This is a genomic window from Brevibacterium sp. W7.2, assembly GCF_018137945.1.
GTDB classification, from domain to species: domain Bacteria; phylum Actinomycetota; class Actinomycetes; order Actinomycetales; family Brevibacteriaceae; genus Brevibacterium; species Brevibacterium sanguinis.
This window is the reverse complement of sequence record NZ_CP073089.1, coordinates 913134-935865: the sequence shown is the minus strand read 5'-3', so window position 1 is coordinate 935865 and position 22732 is coordinate 913134. Positions and strand designations below refer to the sequence as shown.

The window sequence follows — 22732 nt, the reverse complement described above, 5'->3', positions numbered from 1 at the left end:
ACCCACGTCTGAACCGCGGGGTAACTCTCGCCGACGAAATCACGACCCCATCTGTTCACTGAGGCGTTCGTCACGTTGGCCGGCCAATGCGACGTTTTATGTCCTGGGGGTCCCCTCGGGAGTCGGACAATTTGACATGCTGAACTGCCCGCCCCTGCCCCACCGTCGCAGGCGGCGGGCCGACGACGAGATCCGGCCACGGCCGGGTCCTGCGCTCATGAGCACTGAGCACCCCCATGAACCATGAAGCACTCCGGACCCCTGCCGCTCCACCGAGCCGGGGAGCCGGAGACGACAACGAGGAGTTGAGCCTGTGATCGAACTGCGCGGCCTGCGGAAGGTGTTCGGAGACACCGTCGCGCTCGAGGAGATCGACCTCAGCGTCCCCGCAGGCGAGATCCACGGCATCGTCGGACGCTCCGGCGCCGGAAAGTCGACCCTCATCCGCTGCCTCACCGGGCTCGACCGCCCCACCTCGGGGACCGTGTCCATCGACGGCACCGACCTGACCCAGCAGACCGGCAGCGGGCTGCGCCGGGCACGGCGGAACATCGGGATGGTCTTCCAGCACGTCAACCTCCTCGACTCGCGCACGGCGCTCGACAACGTCGCCCATCCGCTCCAGATCGCCGGAGTCGGCAAGGCCGATCGTCACGCGAAGGCCCGCGAACTCCTCGAGTTCGTCGGCCTGGGCGACCGTGTCGACAACTATCCCGCGCAGCTCTCCGGCGGACAGCGCCAGCGCGTCGGCATCGCCCGGGCGCTCGCCGCCGAACCCAAGGTCCTCCTCTGCGACGAACCCACCTCGGCCCTCGACGCCTCGACGACCGAGCAGATCCTCGGCCTCATCCGCTCCCTGCGCGACCGGCTGGGCATCACCGTCCTCATCATCACCCACGAGATGTCCGTCGTCCGCGAGATCTGCGACTCCGTGACGCTGCTCGCCGACGGTCGGGTCGCGAAGACCGGGAAGCTCGCCGAGGTGATCTCCGAGCCCGGTTCGACCCTGGCCAAGGATCTCGTCCCCCTGCCCCCGGTCGGACTCGGCGACGGTGACGCCGGCATCGTCGAGGTGGCGCTTGCCGGCACGACCCTGCCGGCCGTGCTCCGCAGTGCGGGCACCGTCGGCCTCGACGCCGAGGCGATCCTCGCCGGTGCCGTCGAGACCGTCGAGAACCGTCAGGTCGGCCGCATCCGCTTCTCCGTGGCGAGCGCCGCGCAGGCCAGGGAGCTCGTCATCGCCTTCGCCTCCGAGGGCATCCACGCCGAGGAGGTGGCAGCCCAGTGAACGATCCGATGTGGTTCGACAATCCCGCGATCACCGACCAGATGTGGCCGGCGACGATCGAGACCCTGCTCATGACCGTGTGGTCGACGGGCCTCGCGGTCCTCTTCGGCCTGCCGCTGGGGATCTGGCTGTTCACGACGTCGAAGGGCGGGCTGAGTCCGCACCCGATCGTCTACCGGGTGCTCTCGCTCATCGTCGACATCACCCGGTCGATCCCGTTCATCATCCTCATGATCGCGCTCATCCCGTTCACGCGGTTCATGGTCGGCACCGCTCTCGGCTGGCAGGCCACGGTCGTGGCGCTCACCGTCGGGGCGATCCCGTTCTACGCCCGCCTCGTCGAGAACGCCCTGCGGGAGGTCTCCGACGGCAAGGTCGAGGCGGCCCTGATGATGGGAGCCTCGAACGGCCAGGTGATCCGGCAGGTCTTCATCCCCGAAGCGCTGCCCGGTCTCATCGGTGCGGCCACGGTCACCTCGGTGACGCTCGTGTCGTACACGGCGATGGCCGGAGCCGTCGGCGGAGGCGGGCTCGGCGCGCTGGCGATCTCCTACGGATACCAGCGCTACCAGTCGGACACGATGATCGCGTGCATCATCGTCCTCGTCGTCATCGTCGCCCTCATCCAGTTCGTCGGGGACCGCATCGCCCGCCTCGTCGACCACCGCTGAGGCACCACCGGCACCACCTCAGCCGGGGCCCGAGCGGTCCCGGCCCCACCGACCTTCACCAGCACACGACACACATCCAGGAGAATCATGAAGACCAAGCTCATCGCCGTCGCCGCATCCGCGTCCCTGCTGCTCTCGGGCTGCGGGCTCATGGGCGGCGGGACCGACACCGTCGGCCAGCAGGACGGGGACGTCACGACGCTCACCGTCGGGGCGACCCCGGTGCCGCAGGGCGACATCCTCCGATTCGTCGACGAGAACCTCGCCGCCGATGCCGGCCTCGACATCGAGGTCAAGGAGTACACCGACTACACGCTGCCGAACAAGGCGCTCGCCGACGGCGACATCGACGCGAACTACTTCCAGCACAAGCCGTACCTCGACTCCGAGATCGCGGGCCAGGGGTATGAGATCACCGGCTTCGAACCGATCAACCTCGAGCCCTTCGCCCTGTTCTCGAACACGGTCGAGGACGTCAACGATCTGCCCGACGGCGCGAAGATCGGCATCAACAACGATCCCGCGAACCAGGGTCGAGCCCTGAAGATGCTCGAAGAGGCCCAGCTCATCACCCTCAACGACGGGGTCGACGCGGTCAGCGCGAAGCTCTCCGATGTGCGCGACAACCCGAAGAACATCGAGTTCGTCGAGGCCGATGCCGCGCAGCTGGCACGGACCCTCCAGGACGTCGACGCCTCGGTCATCAACGGCAACAACGCCCTCGAGGCCGGTCTCAGCCCCGCCGAGGACGGAATCCTCCTCGAATCGGCGGAGAACAACCCCTACGGCAACTTCCTCGCCGCCCGCACGGAGAACAAGGACGACGAGAACATCACCAAGCTCAACGACCTGCTCCACTCCCCCGAGGTCAAGCAGTTCATCGAGGAGAAGTGGGCGGACGGATCGGTCCTCCCGAGCTTCTGATCACCTGCGGTCCGCTGACCCGCACCCGCCGCTGCCGGGCGGGTGCGGGAGCTTGACAGACGGCCCCGCCGGATGACCTACTGGCGGGAGACGACGCGGGCAGCACACGCGCATGAGGGCACCGAGGAGGTCAGTTGTCCGCTTTCGGCATCGAGGAGGAGTACCTCCTCGTCGACCGCGCCACTCTGCTGCCCGCTGCCCCGACGAGCGAGCAGCTGAGGGCATTGACGGCGATCCCGCCGACCGGTGGGCAGATCACCACCGAGTGGCTCGCCTGCCAGGTCGAGTATGCGTCCCCCGTGCTGCGCACCGCCGCGGAGGGGTTCGACGCACTCATCGGCTTCCGCGAGGCGCTCACGGCCGCAGCCGACCGGCTGGGGCTGAGTGCCGCGGCGCTGGGCACCGCGCCTCAGCTCGCGGAGGTGCCTGCGGCGATCAGCGACGGCGAGCGCTATCGGGAGATGACGGCGCTGGCCCCGGCGATCGCCGCGGAACAGCTCATCAACGGCATGCACGTCCATGTCGGTGTCCCCGACCAGGAGACCGGCGTGCGCGCGCTCAATGGGATTCGCCGGTGGCTGCCGGTGCTCACCGCCCTGAGCGCGAACTCTCCGGTGTGGCGAGGCGTCGACAGCGGCTTCGCCAGCTGGCGATCGATCCACTACCGCCGCTGGGTCGTCAACGGCACTCCTCCCCACTTCGCCGACGCCGCCGACTACGACTCCCACATCGCAGCGCTCCGGCGCACCGACGTGATCGGCGAGGAGGCCATGGTGGGCTGGCTGGCGCGCCTGTCACCGCGGCACGGCACCGTGGAGATCAGGACCTGCGATGTGCAGCTGAGCGCCGACGATGCGCTCACCCTCGCGCTCCTCATCCGCTCCCTCGTCGAGGTCGAGATCGAGGACCCGGTGGCCGAAGCGATCCCGACTGCCCTGCTCGACGTCGCCCACTGGCAGGCCGCGCGGTTCGGCACCGCAGGGACCCTCATGGATGCCGACGTGCAGAGGTCAGTGCCCGCGGCCGCCGCGGTGTGGGCCGCGGTCGACCGGGCGCAGCCGACCCTGGCGGCCCACGGCGATGACGAACGCGTGCGCGCCGGCGTCCGCCGCCTGCTGGACGCCGGGACCGGTGCTCACCGGCAGCGGGACGCCTTGGCGCGCGGAGGCGTGTCGGGGCTCCTCGCCTTCGCCGGCGAGCAGATGACGTCGCGCGAGCCTCACTCCTGACCCCGGCGCCTGGTTCCCGCTGACCGGCGGTGAATCGAGGCGGGCTCCTCAGTGCCGGGCGAGCCAGTGGGGACTGTGCATGAGTCCGAGCACGTTGCCGAAGGGGTCGGTCACCGAGGCGGTGACGAACTCCTCACCCCGCGGGGTCACGGGCGCATGGACCGTCGCCCCGCACGCGACGAGGTCAGCGAGCACCGCCGCGACGTCATCGACGAACCAGTACGTCACCGAACTGCTGCCTGTCGGGGTGCCGTCGGGAGCATAGCTTCTGCTCATGATCCCGAGTTCGTCCTCGTCGGGGCCGATGCGGAACTCGATGTAGGCGGGGTCGCCGTCGGGCGGCTGCCGGAAGTACGGCGCGATGCCGAGGACCCCGGAGTACCAGGCGGCGGCCTCCTCGACGTCGTCGGCGGTCAGCACCATGGTCGTCAGTCCTCTGAGAGTGCTCATGTCGGCTCCTTGTGCGGTTCGGCGGCACCCCCGATGGCTGCCGTTGGGAGCAACTCTTCCAGGCAAAGTGCTCACGTTATGATCACTTTTAGGCGCATACTTGTCCTATGCGCGCAGATCGACTTCTCGCCCTGCTTCTCCTCCTCCAGAGACGGGGGAAGGTCACCGCCGCCGAGGTGGCGGCCGAGCTCGAGATCTCCGTGGCCACCGCGCGACGAGACCTCGAGGCACTCTCGGCGGCCGGAGTTCCGGTGAGCGTTCAGCCCGGTCGCGGCGGCGGGTGGCAGCTGCTCGGCGGGGCCCGCACCGACCTCACGGGCCTGCGCTCCCCCGAGGCCCATGCCCTGTTCTGGATGCTCGGCACCGCAGGCCTCGCCTCCCCGCAGACGCGCCTCGCCACCCGCAAGCTCCTCCGCGCCCTCCCGGAGAGCCAGCGGGCAGAGGCCGAGATCCTCGCCACGACCGTCCACTACGACCACTCCCCGTGGGGGCGTGCGAGTAAGGGTGACGATTCCGCGGACATGAGCGGACGCCTCGGCGAGCTCCGCTCTGCGCTGCTGTCGCGCACCCACCTGCGCATGCGCTATCGCTCCAGGGACGGCCGCGGACGCACGGTGACCATCTGTCCCGTCGGCCTCGTCGCCAAGGCCGGAGTCTGGTACCTCGTCGCCCACGAGGTCACCACCGAGGCGCCCGCCCACGGACCGGGATGGGAGGCCACGGTGCGCACCTTCGCCGTCGACCGGATCGATGCCGTCACCGACGCTGATGTCACCGTCGGGCCAGAGGCACCGTCACGGTCCGGCCCGGCTGAGGACCTCCACCGACAGATCGATCTCGTCGATTTCTGGACGGCTCACGTCGACGAGGTCGAAGCCCTGCGATCGGCAGTGACGGCGCGGGTGCGATGTCCCCGCTGGGTGCTGCCGATCCTCATGCACCAGTTCGGACGGCAGATCACCGTGATCTCCACCGATGAGGACACGGCCATCGCCGAGGTGGGGGCCAACCTCACGGCGGCACTGGCCGAACAGCTCGCGGGGTGGGGGTCGACGATCGAGGTCGTCGGCCCACCCGCGGTGCGCGCGGAACTCGCCCGCATCGGCACCGAACTCGTCACTCGCTACGGCGACTCCGCCCCGGCGATGACACAATGCAGGAGACGTCACCGCTGACCGGAGGAGGACCAAGCATGGGCACGACGCTCGGCATCATCGGAGTCGGGGAGATCGCCTCGGCGATCGTCGACGGACTCTGCACACAGTCAGCGCAGGCGCGGACAGCACAGGCCCTGACCGCGGACGCACCCGCCATCGTCCTCTCCCCGCGCGGAGCGGAGCGCTCGGCTCGACTCGCCGCGGCCTATCCTCACGTCGAGGTCGCCGCGACCAACCAGGAGGTCATCGACCGCAGCGACCCCGTTCTCCTCGCCGTCCTTCCCCAGCAGGTCGATGAGGTCCTCACCGAGCTCGACGTTCCCGAGGCGACGACCCTCGTCAGTGCCGTCGCCGGAGTCTCGGTCGCCGCCCTCGAGGCTCTGCTCCCCCACCGCCCACGGGTCGTGCGTGTCATCCCGCTGCCGGCGGTCCGCGAACGCCGCGGAATCACAGCCGTCCACCCGGGGCACGCGCCCGTCGAAGCGCTCTTCGATCGCCTCGGCGGCACGGTGGTCGCCGAGACCGAAGCGATGTTCAGCACGCTGTCGGCGACGACGGCGACGATGTCCGCGCACTTCGCCTACCTCGAGACGATCACCGAATGGCTCATCGCCCAGGGCTGGGGCAGGACCGACGCCGAGGCGGTCGTCCGCGGTCAGTTCGTCGGCCTCGGCACGACGCTCGCCGACACCGACACCCCGATCGCCGATCTCGTCGCCGCCCACGAGACGCCCGGCGGACTCAACGCGCAGGTGCGCAGCGAGTGGATGGACGAAGGCAACCGGCAGCGCCTCTCAGCCGCCCTCGACGCTGTGTTCGCCCGGGTGACAGGCGCCCCGCGACCCTGAGCCGGACTGTGTCAGGGCACACGCACCCCGCACGGCCGGGGCCGCCTCGGTGATCCCTATTATCGCAATCATGCCTCAGCCGTCTGCCATCACCGTCGCGATCACCCGCACCGTCCAGCCCGCACACCACCGCCGTTTCAACGCATGGGTGCAGGCCGGACAGGAGCTCGCCCGCGAACGTCCCGGCTACCTCGGATCCGGGTGGGTGCGGACCGCACCGGACTCGAACGAATGGCACGTCCTCTACCGGTTCGCCGATGCGAAGTCGCTGCGCGCCTGGGACGAGTCCGATGACCGCAAGTGGTGGATCGACAGCGGCGCCGAACTCATCGAGGACACGAAGGTCGAACACCGCACGGGCATCGAAGGCTGGTTCGAACCGCAGGGCGAGACGGCGCTGACCATTCCCGAAACGGTCGTCCCACCGCGGTGGAAGCAGGCGGTGAGCATCTTCCTGCCGTTCTTCCCGCTCAGCCTGCTCTCGACCTACCTGCTGCTGCCCCACCTGTCGGCGTGGCCGCCGGTGCTCGCCGTGCTGCTCAACATCTGCCTGCTCACCCCGCTGATGACGTACATCTTCCTGCCGGTGAGCACGCGTCTGCTGCGCCCGTGGCTCCAGAAGCCGCGCAGGCCCAAGCGCCAGCGGTAGTCCGCGCACCCCCGAGTCGATGCGCACCGATCCGACGGCGGATGTGAGCCGCATTCATGGCGGAATCGGCTGAGAATCCACCCTGGACGTGGCGCAGAATCCAGGCACCGCGCCTCAGAACAGACCGGTGATGTTCCCGTCCTCGGTGACGTCGATCTTCAGCGCGGACGGTTCCTTCGGCAGTCCGGGCATCGTCATGATGTCGCCGGCGATGACGACGACGAACCCGGCCCCGGCGGACAGGCGCACGTCCCGGACCTCGATGATGTGGCCCTCCGGGGCGCCGCGCAGGCTCGGGTCCGTGCTCAGCGAGTACTGGGTCTTCGCCACGCAGATCGGCGCATCGCCGTAGCCTTCGTCGGTGAACTGCTTCAGCTTCCGCTTGACCTTCGCGGGGATCTCGACGTCGGCGGCGCCGTAGATGCGCTGGGCGATCGCGCGGATCTTGTCCTCGAGCGGCTGGTCGAGGTCGTAGCTGTACTGCGCACGGGCCGCCGCGTCCCCGTCCCCGGCGTTCTCGACGGCGGCGACGACCGCTTCGGCCAGCGGCACGGCACCCTTGCCGCCGTCGGCCCAGTGCGTCGATTCCACCGCCGCGATGCCGAGCGAGTCGAGATGGTCGATCGCGGCGGCCATCTCCTCGTCGGTGTCCGAAGGGAACCGGTTGAAGCACACGACCGGGGTGAGACCGAAGATGTCGCGGAGGTTCGAGCAGTGGAGTTCGAGATTGCTCATCCCCGCCAGAACCGCCTCGGTGTTCGGGGTCTCGACGTCGCCCACGTCGATGCCGCCGTGGTACTTGAGCGCCCGGAGAGTGGCGACGACGACGACTGCGGAGGGCCAGATGCCGGCGGCCCGGCATTTGATGTCGAGGAACTTCTCAGCGCCGAGGTCGGCGCCGAATCCGGCCTCGGTGACGACCCAGTCGCCGAGCGTCATCGCCGCCTTCGTCGCGAGCAGGCTGTTGCAGCCGTGGGCGATGTTGGCGAACGGTCCGCCGTGGATGAACGCGGGCGAGTGCTCGAGGCTCTGGACGAGGTTCGGGGAGAGCGCATTGCGCAGCAGCGCGGTCATCGCCCCCGCGGCACCGAGGTCGGCGACGGTGACCGGCTGACGGTCGCGGGTGTGGGCGACGACGATGCGCCCCAGCCGTTCCTTGAGGTCCGCCACCGAGGTGGCCAGGCAGAACACCGCCATGACCTCCGAGGCGACGACGATGTCGAAGTGATCCTCCCGCGGCACTCCTCCATTGAGGCCGCCGAGGCCGATCGTGACGTTGCGCAGAGCCCGATCGTTGAGGTCGACGACCCGGCGGATGTGGATGCGGCGCGGATCGATGTCGAGGTCGTTGCCGTGGTGGATGTGGTTGTCGAGCATCGTCGCGGCGAGGTTGTTCGCCGCCGCGATCGCCGCGAAGTCGCCGGTGAAGTGGAGGTTGATGTCCTCCATCGGCACGACCTGCGCGTACCCGCCGCCGGCGGCCCCGCCCTTCATGCCGAAGACCGGGCCCATGCTCGGCTCCCGCAGCGCCAGCACGGCCTTCCCGATCTCCGGGTTCGTCTTCGCGAGCTCGTTGAGCCCGTCGGTGAGGCCGATGCTCGTTGTCGTCTTGCCCTCCCCGGCCGGGGTCGGGCTCATCGCGGTGACGAGGATGAGCGCGCCGTTCGTCGCCGACTCGGCGGCTGCGTCGAGGACGTCGATGGGCACCTTCGCCTTCGTCCATCCGAACGGAATGATGTCCTTGGGGTCGAGACCGAGGTCAGCGGCGACATCGACGATGGGATCGAGCTCGGCGGCGAGTGCAATGTCAAGATCAATGCTCATAGGGCCATCTTGCCTGCCATGGCGCGTTTTGTGACCACTGACACCCGATGAATTTCGTCCGAGCTCTCACCGCGCCGAGGCGGTGCCCCGGTGTGTCGGTGTCGCCGCGTACTCGGCGCAGTCGGGGCACCGGGTCATGAGGTCGTGACGACAGTCGGCGACGTGGACGAGGAAGCGCTCGGCCGCCTCGAGGGCGACCGTCTGGCGACGGATGGCAGCGATCCGTTCGGTGATCACCGCCGCCCTCCCCACCGCGCTCCGGTGGAGGACCTGCCGGATCTCCGCGAGGCTCATCCCCACCCCTTGGCAGGCGATGACGATCCGACACCGGCTGAGGTGCTCGTCGTCGTAGCTGCGATGTCCGGCGGGTGTGCGGTCGGGCACGACGACACCGCACTCCTCCCAATGCCGCAGCACATGCGCGGCGACGCCGAGATCCGCGGCGGCCTCTCCGATCCTCATCTCCCCATCATCGCACCTTGACTTCAGGTCGACCTGAAGTTCTACCGTCGACGCATGAGCACCCCACCCACAGAGTTCCCGGCACCCGAATGCGTCGCCGTCCCGATTCCCTGCGGTCCCGACGCCTCGTCGACGGCACGGATCGGGACGTACGTTCTCGATGCGACCGGCGGCGACAGCCTCGGCGATGTCGTCATCTGCCACGGCACGCCCTGGTCGTCGAGGATGTGGCTGCCGCTGGCCCGCCGGCTGAGCAGCCGGTGGCGCGTGCACCAGTGGGACATGCCCGGGTACGGCACTTCGATCGAGGCGAATGCCGCCTCGCCGGTCGATCTCGTCGCTCAGCGCACACGGTTCGCCCGCCTCCTGCGCCACTGGGACCTCGCCGCGCCCCATGTCATCGCCCATGACATCGGCGGCGCCACAGCTCTCGGCGCACACCTGTTCGAGGGCAGCCGCTTCGGCTCGCTCCATCTCAGCGACATCGTCACCCTGTCGCCGTGGGGGTCGCCGTTCTTCCGTCTCGTCGCGGAGAGTCAGGGGGTCTTCGCGGCACTCCCGCCGGCGCTGCATCGGGCCCTGGTCACCGAGTACATCGCAGGAGCGGGCGGCCCCGGTCTGTCACGGGAGTGGATCACCGAGCTTGCGCGGCCGTGGACGACCCCGGCCGGTCAGTCGGCGTTCTACCGGCAGATCGCGGCACTGCGACCCGAGCACACAGCCCCGATCGCCGCTCGTCTCGCGAAGGTGCGGTGCCCCGTGCGGATCGCGTGGGGTGAGTCCGATCTGTGGATCCCCGTCGCCCACGCCGAGGCACTCGCCGCGGCGCTGCCCGGAGGTCCCGAAGTCACACGGTTCCCGACCGTCGGACATCTCGCTGTCCTCGAGGCGCCGGAGGCCTTCGCCGCCGAGGTGGTCACGTGGCTCTCGACGCAGGTGTGATCACCGCCGGGACAGATGCGCGTGGTGGGCGGCGCGGAACTCCTCGGGCACGCCCCCGCCGAGCTGGTCGCGGACTCCGCCGCCGGTCGCCAGCGCTGCGGCGAACTCGCCGAGCAGCGGAGCGAACTTCGCCCCATGCCCCGAGCACGCGGAGACGATGGTGACCCCGCCGGCGGAATCGATGAGGAAGTCCTCGCTCGGGGTGTTCGTGAACAGACAGGTCGTCTCGGCGAAGGGCTCCGGCACGAGGCCCGGCAGATGCGCCCGTGCGTAGGCGATCATCCGCTGCCGCATCGTCTCGGTGATCTGCCCGTCCTGGTCGAGGGCGGAGCCGATGACGCGTCCGCCGTTGAACTGTGCGAGCTTCTGCCCGGCGAATCCGGCGTCGCGTCCGCCGGGCAGCCCGTAGGTGAAGATCTCCGCACTCTTGTGGATGAACGTCGGCCACGCCTGTGCCGGGCGGCCATCGGCGGTGGTGTCGCGGTAGGGCAGGTGGAACGCCTGTTCCTCGCGCACCTCGAACGTCGGCAGGGAGGAGAGGAACCCGGCCGGCAGGTCGAGGTTCCCCAGCAGCGCCGGCAGCCACCCGCCTGCCGCGACGATGACGGAATCCGCGGCGATGGCGTCCTCTCCCGCCGAGGTGACCCGCAGGCTTCCCGTCGACCGCCGGTCCACCGCGGCCGCGGTCCAGTCCTCGAGGATCCGGGCACGGCCGGTGGCGACGGCGAGGTCGAGCAGCGTCCGCACCGACCGCTCGGCGTCGATGACCCCGGCGTCGGGATGCCAGAGCACCTCGGTGTCGAAGGCGAACTGCGGCCACCGGGCCCGGGCGGCCTCGGCGTCGAGGACCTCGTGGTCGATCCCGAGCTCGTCGAAGACAGCGGTCAGCTGGGCGGTGTGCCTGGCCTCCCCGTGGTCGAGGGCACCGGTGGGGGTGATGAGCTCGATGCCCGCGGACTCCTCGACGGCCGTCCACAGGTCGCGGGCGCGGACGACGAGCTCGGCGTAGAGGCGTTCGGGGTAGGCATAGCGGAAGATCCGCGCGGACCCGTGCGAGCTGCCGCGCGCATTCGCCGGCGTGAGCCGGTCGACGACGGTGACGTTCTCTCCGCGGGCGGTCAGCGCCCACGCCGCGGCGGCACCGGCGAGCCCGGCACCGATGACGATGTGCTCGGTCATTGGTGCTCCTCCCCCTGCGACGGCATCGTTCCGTGTCCGAGCCTATGCCGTCGCAGCCAGATGCCGCGAGGCACTGCCGGGATGGGTTCATCCGGCAGTGCCTCGCAGCGTTGAGCGCGGGTGCGGTCAGCCGACGGGCACGAGCTCGCGGCGGTTGGCGGCCATGATGTAGAGCGCCACCGCGAGCGCGCCGACGGCGATCGCACCCCAGATCCCGACGACCGCCCACGCGGCCCCGCCGAGGACGAGCAGCGGCGCGAAGGTCACGGCGGCGACCTCGACGGGGATGACCGGGAGGTACGCGAGCGAGAAGTCCTCGAGCGTGCGGGAGTTGAGCTTCGGATCGACGATGCGCAGCAAGGCGATGCCCGTGGCCACGGCGCCGGTCGCCCACCCCCACGTGAAGAGCTGGCGTTCGAACCAGCCGTCGCTCATCACCCGCGGGGCGACCCAGAGGCCGAGGAAGAGGCAGAGTGCGAGTCCGACGATGAAGAGGATGAGCAGCGACAGCCACTGGTCGGCGACGAAGGACGGGACGACCGAGGCGATGCCGCAGACGATGAGGACGTCGGTGGCGAGACCGGAGATCGAGTTCTGCGTCTCCTTGTCGATGAACTTCGTCGTCTTCGTGCCCGCGAGGATGCTGCGGAGGATGAGGCCGACGATGAACGCGATCGAGAAGAGCGGGAACGTCACCGACGGCATGAGCTCGCCGAGGATGAGGTTGACTCCGTACGCGGCAGCGGAGACGGTGGCGACGATTCCGGCCTGGAAGGTCAGGGATTCGATCGCGCTGCCGGAGAACATGTGGGTGCCGATGGGCGGCTTCTCCTGCTCGTGGTCGAGCACGCCGGTGCGCAGTTCGGCGGGGACCTCGCTCAGTCCCACGAACTCTTTGGCATGGCCCTTCGCGGCGCCGATCTTCGCCTGGATGATGCCGCCGATGATGCCGGTGAGCATGCCGACGGTCGCGGCGGTGAAGGCCAGCGACTGCACCGCCGGGTCACCCGCCTCGGTGAAGACCGTGCCGATCGCGGCGGCCGAGCCGAACCCGCCGGCCCACCCGGCGAAGAGGAGGAGTCCGACGGAGTCGGGAGCGCCGAGGAGGGGGCCGAGGAGGACGAGGACGAGCCCCATGCCGAGCGCCGTCTGGGTCGCATAGATGAGGACGCCGTAGCTGGCGAATCCGGCGACGGAACGGCCGATCTTGAAGATGTTGAAGTCGCTCGTCAGCGACAGGCACGCGAAGACGACGACGATGAGCAGCGAGGAGTACGTGCCCAGCTGGTCGGAGAACGGCAGCCAGCCGAGGCCGTTGGGGCCCATGAGCAGTCCGAGGAATCCGGCGATCACTCCGGCCGGGACCATCATCGTCTGCAGGACGCGGATCCGGGCGCGCAGGATGGTGCCGACGACGAGCAGCGCGCCGAGGAGGCCCGAGTCGATGAGCAGGGCGTACGGGCTGAAGGGTGTGGGATCCACGACGGGGTCTCCTTGATCAGGTCAGGACGGCACCGAGAACCGGCGCCGGGGACCCGGCGCTGGGAGCACGGTGCGGATTACTTGGCCGCGGGCAGCATCCCTGCGGCGGCGACGGCGCTGCGGACGATCTCGTCGAGTCCGTACTCGGCCTTCCAGCTCAGCTGGGCCGAGATCCGGGAGACGTCGGCGACCAGGGCGGGAGGATCCCCTGCCCGCCGCTCGCCCATCTCCGGGACGATGTCACGGCCGGTCACCTCGGCGATGGTGTCGATGACCTCCTTGACCGAGGCTCCGGTGCCCGTGCCGACGTTGAACACGGTCTCCGAGGTGTCCCCGGACTTCATGTAGTCGAGCGCGGCGATGTGGGCCTCGGCGAGGTCCTTGACGTGGACGTAGTCGCGGATGCACGTGCCGTCGGGGGTGTCGTAGTCATCGCCGAAGACGATCGGGGCCTTGCCGGCGGCGACCCGGCCGAGGACGATCGGGATGAGGTTCATCACCGCGGTGTCGGCGAGTTCGGGCCAGCCGGCGCCGGCGACGTTGAAGTAGCGCAGCTTGACGGCGTTGAACGGGACTCCGCGCATCTGCGCCGCGGTGATGGCGTTGTCGATCATCCATTCGCCGATGAGCTTCGTCTCCCCGTAGGGGTTGATCGGCCGGCACTCGAGGTCCTCAGCGACGAGGTCGACGTCGGGCATGCCGTAGGTGGCGGCGGAGGAGGAGAAGACGAGGGAGGCGATGCCGGTGCGCTCGACGGCGGCGAGGATGTTCGTCAGGCCGCCGATGTTCTGGCGGTAGTAGTGGACGGGCTGTTCGACGGATTCGCCGACCTGCTTCTTCGCCGCGAAGTGGATGATCGAGTCGATCCCGTGCTCGTCGATGGCGGCGACGAGGCGGTCCTCGGCGTCGGGGGCGGCGAGGTCGAGGTCGAGGACGGGCAGTCCGGCGACGCGATCGGCGATTCCCGTCGAGAAGTCATCGACGACGAGGACGTCGTCACCGCGTTCGGTGAGCAGGCGCACCACGTGCGAACCGATGTAGCCTGCTCCTCCGGTGACCAGTACAGCCATGAAACTCCCTCATTCGTCCCTCACCGCGGTCTCGATCTCGCGGCGATGCCGGATTAAGCTTAGTCGAGGGCACCGCCGGGACACGAAGTGCGCCTCTGACCAGTGAGGATGCTCGCTACTCAGGAGTCAGCAAGGGCTCGGTCGACGAGGTGCTCGGCGATGGCCAGCGCCGAGGTGGCACCGGGCGAGGGAGCATTGCGGACGAACATCGCCGGTCCGGCGCGATCGATGACGAAGTCGTCGACGAGCGAGCCGTCCCGGTTCATCGCCTGGGCGCGGATGCCGCGGGTGGCCCGCTGCCCGGTCGCCCCGGCCAGCTGCGGCACGTAGCGGGCCGCCTCGGCGACGAACCGCTCGGTCGAGAGCACCCCGCCGATCTCCCGGACAGCGGTGGGCAGATTGCCCGCGGCGAATCTCCAGAATCCGGCATCGGCGGCGATCGACAGCGCATCGCGCACGTTGAGGCCGAGCCCTGAGTATCCCTCCCGGGAGAACGAGAGGAACGCGTTGGGGCCGATCATCACGCCGCCGTCGATGCGGCGCGTGACGTGCACGCCGAGGAAGGGGTACTTCGGGTCGGGCACGGGGTAGATGAGCCCGTTGACGACCGCGTCGAACGCGGGATCGAGGATGAAGTACTGCCCGAAGAACGGCACCACCGACGGCTGTGCGCTCTCTCCGGACCGGGCGGCGAGGCGATCGGACTGGAGCCCGGCACACGCGATGACGGCGTCGAATTCGAGCGCGTCCTTGTCCGAGTGGACGATCGCGCGCTCTCCGGCCGGTCCGCCTCGGCGTTCGACGCGGGACACCGGGGTCGAGAACCGCACACGACCGCCGCGACGACGGAAGTCGACGACGAGCGCGTCGGTGAGGCCCGGGTAGTCGATGATCGCCGTGTGCGGGGAATGGAGCGCGGCCACACCGACGGCCTGCGGTTCGACTTCGGCCAGACCGTCGCGATCGAGCATCACGACGTCGGGGACCCCGTTGGCGATGGCCCGTTCGTGGATGGCGTGCAGCCGGCCGACCTCGACGTCGTCGGTGGCGACGACGACCTTTCCGCACTCGTCGACGGCGACACCGTGCGCGGCGGCGAAATCGCGGATGAGCTCGACGCCGCGGCGGCACAGACGCGCTTTGAGGCTGCCCGGCTCGTAGTAGAGACCGGCATGGACGACACCGGAGTTGTGCCCGGTCTGGTGCACTGCGGGCCCGTCCTCCTTCTCATAGAGGGTGACGTCGGCGGACTCATCTCGCAGGAGGAGCTCGCGGGCGACCGCCGCTCCGATGATGCCGGCCCCGATGACGGCGATGCGCCTGACCTTGCTCATCTTTCGCTCCTTTGACATGGGGACCGGCTGCCGATGGTCCCGTCGTGTGAGAGGCCGTCTTGTCCAGTGGCCTGCTGCGGACTCTAGTTGACCGTTTCCGGTAACGCGAAGGCTCCATGACTGTCATATTCCCGCAGTCTCATTGAATAACACCTGAAGTTCGCTGTGAGTGCGATGCCATCGGGTCATTCACGAGAGTATGTGAAATCGACGATTCGTATACCTCCGCTGCGCAGCCGGCATCCATCCCTGCGCCTATATGACTCTTTGACCAGGGACAACGATGAGCTGATCGGGTTCTCCTCCGGCGCAAGGCAGCTTCTTTACGGAGTAAACCATTCTGCAATGAGCGCTCGATCAATCATCGGATCACAGCCGTAGAGCGCCTGCAATATCTACTGGAAAGTATTTATAACGGAGTCATAACGTTATTTATGACGTGATGATGACGGTTTAGTGTTTCCGTAATCTCGGTGATGAACTGCCAGCCGATTGCCTTCGAGCACTCAGGGTCTGTTCAGCATCAGCATCAGAGATGATCACTGCCGAAGTGGGGGCTATGAAGACATTCCGCAACCGGGTGCGTTCCCGATACCGTGCCTCGATCGGCGCCGTCGCCGCGGCGACAGCCGTGGGGCTGACCGTTCTCATCACGTCCCCGGGCACGGCGGTGCCGATCGATCCCGATGAACTCGCCGAGGCACACGGGCAGGTCATCGACACGGACCTCATCACTGCGGATCTCCTCGACGTCTCCTCGGCGCGCAGCACCTATCCGTCGAGCCCCGAGGCCGACCACACTCCCCTCGACGTGGCGGCCCTCCAGGCCCTGAGCATTCAGCTGCCCAACGTCTCCCTCCCGCTCATCAGCGGTGAGGACGGAAATGGTCTCCTCCACCTCGGCGAGGTCGGGGCGCTCAACGCCTTCGGTCACGCACCGTCCTTCGACAGCGCCGTCGCGAGTGCCGGCGCTGTGGGACAGGACGGAGCGATCAACGTCGATCCCGACAATCCCGGCGCCTACGGCAACGCCACGGTCAGCCTCACACCGCTGCTCGAACAGCTCGGCCTCAGCGACGTCACCGACGAGGTCGTCGACGAACTCAGTCTCGAGCTCGGGGCACTGGCCTCCCGGGCCGAGGCGGATGCGGATTCGGTGACCTCCGATTACGTCGTCGCCGACGGGAAGCTCACGATCTCGAGTCCTGCGGTCAGTCGGCTCTCCGACTCCCTCGAGGTCGCGGTCGACGGGACCGGGCAGGTGCTCGATGACGCCATCGGCGACGAAGGACTCGCGTCCGAACTCGCGACGATCGGGATCGATGCGAATGTGCTGCTCGGCCGGGTCAGTGTCGGCGGAGCGGACACGAAGGTCAGTGTCGAGACCCGCGACGCCCTCAACAGCGTCGTCGAGAACGTCATCCGGGAGAAGCTCGAGGACAGGTCGGGCATCGTCTCGATCGACATCGGCAGCGGAGACATCGTGGTCGATCTCGCGAAGATCGTCGAAGGTGGCAACGGCGAGGATCTCAATGGTCTGGCACCGAACACCGAGGTGCTCACCTCGGCGACGATCACGACGATCACCGATGCCGTGGCCGATGCGCTCGGCGCACTCACCGGACGCGTCAATGACACCCTCACCGAGGCTCTCGACAACGTCCATCTCATCATCAAGCTGCCGGCCACCATCTCGCTGCTCGGGCAGACGATCACCGGTGCGGTGACCGTCGATGCGACACTCGGTCAGCTGGCGGGCACGGATGCCACGCGTCCGACTGTCACCACCGATCTGCGGATCTCCGTGCTCGGTACGACGATCGACGCCGGAGCGATCCTCAACGTCATCACGACGCCGGTCATCGACGCCGTCCTCGGGATCACCGAGCCGATCATCGGGAACATCATCACCGCGACCGCCGACGAGGTGTCGAACTCGGTGCAGGGGATCGTCGATCCGCTGCTCACTTCCCTCGATCCCGTCTTCGAGGCGCTCAACCAGGTCATCGGCGTCACGATCAACGAGCAGGTCGAGACTCCCGTGCCGCAGCGGCAGGACGCGACTCGGGCGTTCGCCGCGGCCGCCGCACCGACGGACATGTTCACCGTCAGCGCCGTGAGCCTCGAGGTTCTGCCCGGCGTCGATGCCGTCGACGTCAATCTCGCCTCGTCCTCGGTGAGGACGAGTGCGCAGGATGAGGCCGACCCCGACGCGAACACGAATGCAGCCGCCTCGGCGTCGGCCTCTGCGAGTGCCGACGACGACGGCAACCCGGCCGCCGCGGCCGCATCGGAGGCGGCCGCCAACGACGACGCGACCACGACCGCCTCGGCAGCCGCGGATCCGGATGCCGTGGCAGCCGCGGAATCCGCGGCGACCGAGGATGCCTCGTCCCAGGCATCGACGGATTCGACGACGGACGCGAGCGCGTCCTCGACGGCCGCTTCGCAGGCGGCTGCTCAGGCCGACAGCACTGACGACACGAACGCCGGTGCATCCACAGCGGCCGACGCCGATCCGGCGGCCGCAGCCCAAGCGGCCTCGACGGCCGACTCGTCCTCCGAGGCCTCCGCCGAAGCCGCCGCTGCAGCCGATGCGTCGACCGATCCCGATAGCACCGCCGACCAGTCGACCGATCCCGATACTGCGGCCACTGCCGACGCATCGACCGATCCGGACGCGGCTGCCGACCCAGATGCCGCGACCGATCCGGACGCGGCGGCTGACCCCGATGCCGCGGCTGACCCTGACGCCTCTGCAGACCCTGACGCGGCGGCTGATCAGGACTCGTCGACAGACCCGGATGCCTCCACCGATCCAGACGCCTCGGCGGACCCCGACGCCTCGGCAGCTGCCGACGCCTCCACCGATCCTGACGCTGCGGCCGACCCCGACGCGGCTGCTGGCGCGGACTCGTCCGCCAACGTCAATGCCGCCGCTTCCGCCTCGGCTTCGGCCAACGCTGACGCCGACGGCAACCCAGCCGCCCAGGTCGCCGCACAGGCAGCCGCCGACGAGGACGCCACCACCACCGCCTCGGCAGCAGCCGACGCCAACGCCGAAGCAGCCGCGGAATCCGCCGCCACCGAAGAGGCCACCTCGGACACCACAGCCGATGCCTCGGCGGACCCGAACGCCGCCGCGAACGAAGCCGCCCAGGCCGCCGCCACCGCTGACAACACCGACGACACGAACGCCGATCAGTCAGCAGCGGCCAACGCCGACGCCTCTTCGGCGGCCCAAGCGGCCTCGACGGCCGACTCCTCCTCCGAGGCCAGTGTCGAAGCCGCCGCCACTGCCGACGCATCGACTGACCCGGACGGCACCGCCGACCAGTCGACCGACCCCGACGCCTCGGCAGCTGCCGACGCAGCGACCGATCCAGATGCGTCTGCTGGCGCGGACTCATCCGTCAATGTCAATGCCGCCGCTTCCGCCTCGGCTTCGGCCAACGCTGACGCCGACGGCAACCCCGCCGCTCAGGTCGCCGCGCAGGCAGCCGCCGACGAGGACGCCACCACCACCGCCTCGGCAGCAGCCGACGCCAACGCCGAAGCAGCCGCGGAATCCGCCGCCACCGAAGAGGCCACCTCGGACACCACAGCCGATGCCTCGGCGGACCCGAACGCCGCCGCGAACGAAGCCGCCCAGGCCGCCGCCACCGCTGACAACACCGACGACACGAACGCCGATCAGTCAGCAGCGGCCAACGCCGACGCCTCTTCGGCGGCCCAAGCGGCCTCGACGGCCGACTCGTCCTCCGAGGCCAGTGTCGAAGCCGCCGCAGCAGCCGATGCGTCGACCGACCCGGACGGCACCGCCGACCAGTCGACCGACCCCGATGCGTCAGCCGATCCGGAAGGATCTGCTGACCAATCAACGGACCCCGACGCGTCCACGGACCCGGATGCCTCCACTGATCCGGACGCCTCGGCGGATCCTGACACCGCGGCCGCTGCCGACGCATCGACCGACCCCGACGCGTCAACTGATCCGGATGCGTCTGCGGACCCCGAAGGATCTGCTGACCAGTCAACGGACCCCGACGCGGGATCGGATCCGGACTCGTCCGCCAACGTCAATGCCGCGGCCACGGCGTCGGCATCGGCGAGTGCCGACGACGACGGCAACCCCGCCGCTCAGGCAGCAGCCGAAGCCGCAGCCGACGAGGACGCCACCACCACCGCCTCGGCGGCGGCGAACGAGAACGCCGAAGCAGCCGCAGAGTCGGCGGCCACCGAGGATGCCTCCTCCGAAGCCTCGGCCGACGCCACCTCGGACCCGGATGCGTCGTCCGAAGCCGCCTCACAGGCAGCGGCAGAGGCCGACACGGCGGACGACGCCAACGCCGCTGCCACGGCAGCCGCCGACGCCGATCCCGCAGCCGCCGCCTCGGCGACAGCCACCGCGGACTCCGGCGCCGAAGCCTCGGCAGCAGCGGCCTCCGACGGGGACCCGAAGGGCTCATCCGAATCGGATAGCGGAGCTGCGGCCGATGCGGCACAGGCGACGTCGACCAGCACCGCCGATGCAGCGGCATCCGCGAACGCCGGTGGATCCGCTGCAGCGGAAGGAGCCGACGGAACATCCAGTGCCGGAGGATCCTCGACCTCAGGCGGTGCGAGCAGCTCAGCCGGCGGCGGGTCCTCCAGCAGCGCAGAAGCCTCGGCCGGCACCGGTGGTTCGTCGAGCGCGAGCTCGACGGCCTCCGGAGGCGGAGACCTGCCGCGGACGGGCGCCGACGGCCTGGCGGCGATGATCACCGTCGCAGCTCTGCTCGTCCTCGGCGGTGCCGCCGTCATCCTCGCCTCGCGCCGAGACAGGATATTCCGCGGCCGGCACTGATCACCGCATGAACGGTCAAGGGGTGGGTCCGACGCTCTCGCGTCGGACCCACCCCTTCCCCTCTGCCCCGATGCATCGGTGACGAACCGGCACACGGGTCGACCACCTCGGCGGATGATCCTTGAGACTCACGTCACACGGGGGTACGGTCAGAGTAACCAGAGGAGGCAGTGCCATGAGCGGAGTCAACGAGGACCACTACCAGCCGCAGACCCATGCCGGCGACATCATCGAAGTGCGTGACGAGGAGACCGGAGAGATGGTCAAGCGTCGCATCATCCTCGATGAGTTCGGCAACGGGACGAAGACGCGGCCTCTCGAAGAGGGCGAAGAGGACGAGCTGACCGAGAGCAGCTGAACCTCACCAGTGCGCGCGCACGGTCTCCGTCGGTCCGTCGACCTCGGTGAATCCTGCGTCGATGACGCTGATCGGACGGTCTGCATCAGCCCACTCGGCTTTCGTCGGCGTCACCACACGCAGGCTGAAGTCAGAGTCGCGCCAACGATCGCGCACCTCGGCGGGCATCTGCTCGAACGCGAGCTGAGCGCCGTGGGCGACCTGAGCTGCCGCCTTGCCCGTCGTCAGCGTGACCAGCGGTGAGAGTTCGATGGTGACGACCGCCTCGGCGGCGGGAATCGACGTCTCCCCATCAGCGGGGAACTCCGTGTCCCCCACCTGCAGCTTCGACAGCTCACGCGGCAGCGGTGAGACCGGACCGGGAGGGAAGACGTAGGCCTCGGCCGGGGCGAACTCCTCCGTGCCGCCGAAGCTCACGCCGACGCTGCCGAGGGCACGCGCGTCCTCGAGCTTCTTGCCGTCACCGCGCCGCACCACCTTGCGGATCGCCCCGTCGCGCCAGTACTCGACGGCGTCGAACCACTCCCCCTCCGGCTGGGTGCGCGGGTCGTCGAGGAACGTGACGACGGCGCGCGCCGTCGCCTCGAGGACGTCGATATGGCGGGCGAGCGCCGTCTTCGACTTGCGGACGACGATGGGCAGGGACCACGGCACGTCATGGTCGGCCTCGTGTCGCCGCATCTGCTCAGTCATTCGCTTCCTCCGTCGTCTCGGCTGCCGCAGTGGTCGCGGACACTCCCGCATCTGCCGCTTCGACAATGACAACGTCGGGCATCGCCGCTTATTCCCGTGCACCTCTTCTCACCTCAATGGATCGGTGCCCTGCGCGGGTAGGCTGGAGTGGTGCGCGCCGATCGAGAGCTGCTCGTGGTCCCGCGCGCCGTGATCTCCGAAGAAGGATCCGATGACGCCCTCCCGTTCCCCGCAGTGGTCCGAGTCGATGCCGACCGACATCCGCAACGCCCTGTCTGCGCAGATGCGCGACGTCCTCGACATCCAGGAGGCCCGCGCCGCCGAATGCCGTGCGGCCGCCGACCGGGTGATCGCCGCACGGGCCGGACAGGACGGTGGACAGTCCGGCACTCCCGGCACCGACCGTGACGCCGGGGCGCCGACGGAGTTCGCTGCGGCACGCGCCGAGTACCGCGCCGAGCGCACGCATTGGAACGAGGGCGGACCGACGATGGCGCGGACCGAGGACGCGCACCTGCGGGTCGGCGACGTCGAGGTGCCCATCCGCATTCACCGTCCGACCACCGAGGCGGTCCTGCCGGGAATCGTCTTCCTCCATGGTGGCGGCTTCTGCCTCGGTGATCTCGACACCCACGACCGGATCGCGCGGGTCGTCGCCGCGACCTCGGGTGCCGCCGTCATCGCCGTCGACTACTCCCTCTCCCCCGAGGCGGTCTTCCCGCAGGCCCTTCTCGAATGCGCCACCGTCATCGCCCACCTCGCCCGCGATGGCCAGGACTGGGGAATCGACGGCACTCGCCTCGCCGTCGCCGGGGATTCGGCCGGGGCGATGCTCGCGCTCGGATCGGCACTGCTGCTGCGCGACGAACCCGAGCGGGTCGGCGCCGACTCGTCCTTCGCCGCGCTCCGGGCTCTCCTCCTCGTCTACGGCTCGCACGGCCTCCGCGACTCTGCGAGTCGTCGCCTCTACGGCGGAGCCTGGGACGGGATGGGGCCCGAGGTGCTCGCCGGAATCGCGAACGTTCACTACACCTCACCGGCCGACGCCGAGAGCCCGTACATCGACCACCTCGGCGCCGATCTCCGCGGTCTGCCGCCGACGTTCATCGCCGCCGCGGGCCTCGACCCGCTGCGCGACGACAGCCGCGCCCTGGCCGCCCTTCTCCAGCGCGCCGGCACCGATGTCGAATTCATCGAATACCCCCACGTGCTCCACTCGTTCCTCCACTTCGGGCGGGTCCTCGACGAGGCGAACGCGGCGCTCACGACAGCCGCGGAGTTCGCCGCGGCGCGACTCGATGCGGAGAACTGACGGCGAACGATGTA

Annotated in this window: 19 protein-coding genes; 11 read left to right on the top strand and 8 right to left on the bottom strand. The window is 69.2% G+C overall.

What is annotated here, in order from left to right; genetic code table 11:
- Positions 1 to 313 precede the first annotated feature (313 nt).
- The 4 genes from J9315_RS04070 (at position 314) to J9315_RS04055 (ending at position 4112) form a co-directional block, all read left to right on the top strand.
- Entirely contained in the window at positions 314 to 1288 is a 975-nt protein-coding gene (locus J9315_RS04070; protein WP_211978848.1) for a methionine ABC transporter ATP-binding protein, read from the top strand.
- Positions 1285 to 1959: a methionine ABC transporter permease gene (locus J9315_RS04065; protein ID WP_249121018.1), complete on the top strand. Its 675-nt coding sequence runs from the start codon at positions 1285 to 1287 to the stop codon at positions 1957 to 1959. The genes J9315_RS04070 and J9315_RS04065 overlap by 4 nt, the downstream gene beginning before the upstream one ends.
- A gap of 87 nt (positions 1960 to 2046) precedes the next feature.
- Positions 2047 to 2883, top strand: coding sequence for a MetQ/NlpA family ABC transporter substrate-binding protein (locus J9315_RS04060; RefSeq protein ID WP_211978847.1), 837 nt, complete (start codon positions 2047 to 2049; stop codon positions 2881 to 2883).
- A 134-nt stretch (positions 2884 to 3017) separates the two neighbouring features.
- Positions 3018 to 4112: a YbdK family carboxylate-amine ligase gene (locus tag J9315_RS04055; protein WP_211978846.1), complete on the top strand. Its 1095-nt coding sequence runs from the start codon at positions 3018 to 3020 to the stop codon at positions 4110 to 4112.
- 48 nt (positions 4113 to 4160) lie between these two features.
- Here J9315_RS04055 and J9315_RS04050 read toward each other — a convergent pair whose 3' ends face one another.
- Complete coding sequence (locus J9315_RS04050) at positions 4161 to 4562, bottom strand: VOC family protein (RefSeq protein ID WP_211978845.1); 402 nt, start codon at positions 4560 to 4562, stop codon at positions 4161 to 4163.
- A gap of 107 nt (positions 4563 to 4669) precedes the next feature.
- Here J9315_RS04050 and J9315_RS04045 point away from each other — a divergent pair, with 107 nt between their 5' ends.
- The 3 genes from J9315_RS04045 (at position 4670) to J9315_RS04035 (ending at position 7216) form a co-directional block, all read left to right on the top strand.
- Positions 4670 to 5737 carry a WYL domain-containing protein gene (locus J9315_RS04045; RefSeq protein WP_211978844.1) on the top strand — a complete coding sequence of 356 codons (1068 nt, stop codon included), beginning with the start codon at positions 4670 to 4672 and terminating at the stop codon, positions 5735 to 5737.
- A gap of 17 nt (positions 5738 to 5754) precedes the next feature.
- Positions 5755 to 6567, top strand: a complete 813-nt coding sequence (locus J9315_RS04040; protein ID WP_211978843.1) for an NAD(P)-binding domain-containing protein — start codon at positions 5755 to 5757, stop codon at positions 6565 to 6567.
- Positions 6568 to 6637: 70 nt separating this feature from the next.
- Entirely contained in the window at positions 6638 to 7216 is a 579-nt protein-coding gene (locus J9315_RS04035) for an antibiotic biosynthesis monooxygenase (RefSeq protein ID WP_198499476.1), read from the top strand.
- Positions 7217 to 7330: 114 nt separating this feature from the next.
- Here the strand turns inward: J9315_RS04035 and J9315_RS04030 are convergent, their stop codons facing one another.
- A complete protein-coding gene (locus J9315_RS04030; RefSeq protein ID WP_198499477.1) occupies positions 7331 to 9040 on the bottom strand; it encodes a formate--tetrahydrofolate ligase in 1710 nt (569 codons plus the stop codon).
- 66 nt (positions 9041 to 9106) lie between these two features.
- Positions 9107 to 9502, bottom strand: coding sequence for a MerR family transcriptional regulator (locus J9315_RS04025; RefSeq protein WP_198499478.1), 396 nt, complete (start codon positions 9500 to 9502; stop codon positions 9107 to 9109).
- Positions 9503 to 9556: 54 nt separating this feature from the next.
- Between J9315_RS04025 and J9315_RS04020 the strand changes: the two genes are divergently transcribed.
- On the top strand, positions 9557 to 10444 hold the full coding sequence (locus J9315_RS04020; RefSeq protein WP_198499479.1) for an alpha/beta hydrolase: 888 nt from the start codon (positions 9557 to 9559) through the stop codon (positions 10442 to 10444).
- Here J9315_RS04020 and J9315_RS04015 read toward each other — a convergent pair whose 3' ends face one another.
- The 4 genes from J9315_RS04015 to lhgO form a co-directional block, all read right to left on the bottom strand.
- Entirely contained in the window at positions 10445 to 11623 is a 1179-nt protein-coding gene (locus J9315_RS04015; protein ID WP_198499480.1) for an FAD-dependent oxidoreductase, read from the bottom strand.
- Between the two features lie 126 nt (positions 11624 to 11749).
- The gene (locus tag J9315_RS04010) at positions 11750 to 13105 is read right to left on the bottom strand and encodes a sodium:glutamate symporter (protein ID WP_198499481.1); all 1356 of its coding nucleotides are present in this window, start codon (positions 13103 to 13105) and stop codon (positions 11750 to 11752) included.
- 77 nt (positions 13106 to 13182) lie between these two features.
- Entirely contained in the window at positions 13183 to 14175 is a 993-nt protein-coding gene (gene galE, locus J9315_RS04005) for a UDP-glucose 4-epimerase GalE (RefSeq protein WP_198499482.1), read from the bottom strand.
- A 119-nt stretch (positions 14176 to 14294) separates the two neighbouring features.
- Positions 14295 to 15509 (bottom strand): L-2-hydroxyglutarate oxidase, encoded by a 1215-nt coding sequence (gene lhgO, locus J9315_RS04000; RefSeq protein WP_198499483.1) that lies wholly within the window; start codon positions 15507 to 15509, stop codon positions 14295 to 14297.
- Positions 15510 to 16068: 559 nt separating this feature from the next.
- Here lhgO and J9315_RS03995 point away from each other — a divergent pair.
- Both J9315_RS03995 and J9315_RS03990 read left to right on the top strand, forming a co-directional pair.
- The gene (locus J9315_RS03995) at positions 16069 to 20355 is read left to right on the top strand and encodes a choice-of-anchor G family protein (protein WP_198499484.1); all 4287 of its coding nucleotides are present in this window, start codon (positions 16069 to 16071) and stop codon (positions 20353 to 20355) included.
- Positions 20356 to 20530: 175 nt separating this feature from the next.
- The gene (locus tag J9315_RS03990; protein ID WP_198499485.1) at positions 20531 to 20713 is read left to right on the top strand and encodes a hypothetical protein; all 183 of its coding nucleotides are present in this window, start codon (positions 20531 to 20533) and stop codon (positions 20711 to 20713) included.
- A gap of 3 nt (positions 20714 to 20716) precedes the next feature.
- Here the strand turns inward: J9315_RS03990 and J9315_RS03985 are convergent, their stop codons facing one another.
- A complete protein-coding gene (locus tag J9315_RS03985) occupies positions 20717 to 21406 on the bottom strand; it encodes a peptidyl-tRNA hydrolase (protein WP_198499486.1) in 690 nt (229 codons plus the stop codon).
- Between the two features lie 211 nt (positions 21407 to 21617).
- Between J9315_RS03985 and J9315_RS03980 the strand changes: the two genes are divergently transcribed.
- Positions 21618 to 22718: an alpha/beta hydrolase fold domain-containing protein gene (locus J9315_RS03980; protein WP_198499487.1), complete on the top strand. Its 1101-nt coding sequence runs from the start codon at positions 21618 to 21620 to the stop codon at positions 22716 to 22718.
- Positions 22719 to 22732: the final 14 nt, after the last annotated feature.

What these genes read in the sequence shown, in the direction of transcription:
- J9315_RS04060 (WP_211978847.1), top strand. Translation starts at nt 2,047, where the DNA reads ATGAAGACCAAGCTCATCGCCGTCGCCGCATCCGCGTCCCTGCTGCTC.
- J9315_RS04050 (WP_211978845.1), bottom strand. Translation starts at nt 4,562, where the DNA reads ATGAGCACTCTCAGAGGACTGACGACCATGGTGCTGACCGCCGACGAC.
- J9315_RS04045 (WP_211978844.1), top strand. Translation starts at nt 4,670, where the DNA reads ATGCGCGCAGATCGACTTCTCGCCCTGCTTCTCCTCCTCCAGAGACGG.
- J9315_RS04040 (WP_211978843.1), top strand. Translation starts at nt 5,755, where the DNA reads ATGGGCACGACGCTCGGCATCATCGGAGTCGGGGAGATCGCCTCGGCG.
- J9315_RS04035 (WP_198499476.1), top strand. Translation starts at nt 6,638, where the DNA reads ATGCCTCAGCCGTCTGCCATCACCGTCGCGATCACCCGCACCGTCCAG.
- J9315_RS04030 (WP_198499477.1), bottom strand. Translation starts at nt 9,040, where the DNA reads ATGAGCATTGATCTTGACATTGCACTCGCCGCCGAGCTCGATCCCATC.
- J9315_RS04025 (WP_198499478.1), bottom strand. Translation starts at nt 9,502, where the DNA reads ATGAGGATCGGAGAGGCCGCCGCGGATCTCGGCGTCGCCGCGCATGTG.
- J9315_RS04020 (WP_198499479.1), top strand. Translation starts at nt 9,557, where the DNA reads ATGAGCACCCCACCCACAGAGTTCCCGGCACCCGAATGCGTCGCCGTC.
- J9315_RS04015 (WP_198499480.1), bottom strand. Translation starts at nt 11,623, where the DNA reads ATGACCGAGCACATCGTCATCGGTGCCGGGCTCGCCGGTGCCGCCGCG.
- galE (WP_198499482.1), bottom strand. Translation starts at nt 14,175, where the DNA reads ATGGCTGTACTGGTCACCGGAGGAGCAGGCTACATCGGTTCGCACGTG.
- lhgO (WP_198499483.1), bottom strand. Translation starts at nt 15,509, where the DNA reads ATGAGCAAGGTCAGGCGCATCGCCGTCATCGGGGCCGGCATCATCGGA.
- J9315_RS03995 (WP_198499484.1), top strand. Translation starts at nt 16,069, where the DNA reads ATGAAGACATTCCGCAACCGGGTGCGTTCCCGATACCGTGCCTCGATC.
- J9315_RS03990 (WP_198499485.1), top strand. Translation starts at nt 20,531, where the DNA reads ATGAGCGGAGTCAACGAGGACCACTACCAGCCGCAGACCCATGCCGGC.
- J9315_RS03985 (WP_198499486.1), bottom strand. Translation starts at nt 21,406, where the DNA reads ATGACTGAGCAGATGCGGCGACACGAGGCCGACCATGACGTGCCGTGG.
- J9315_RS03980 (WP_198499487.1), top strand. Translation starts at nt 21,618, where the DNA reads ATGACGCCCTCCCGTTCCCCGCAGTGGTCCGAGTCGATGCCGACCGAC.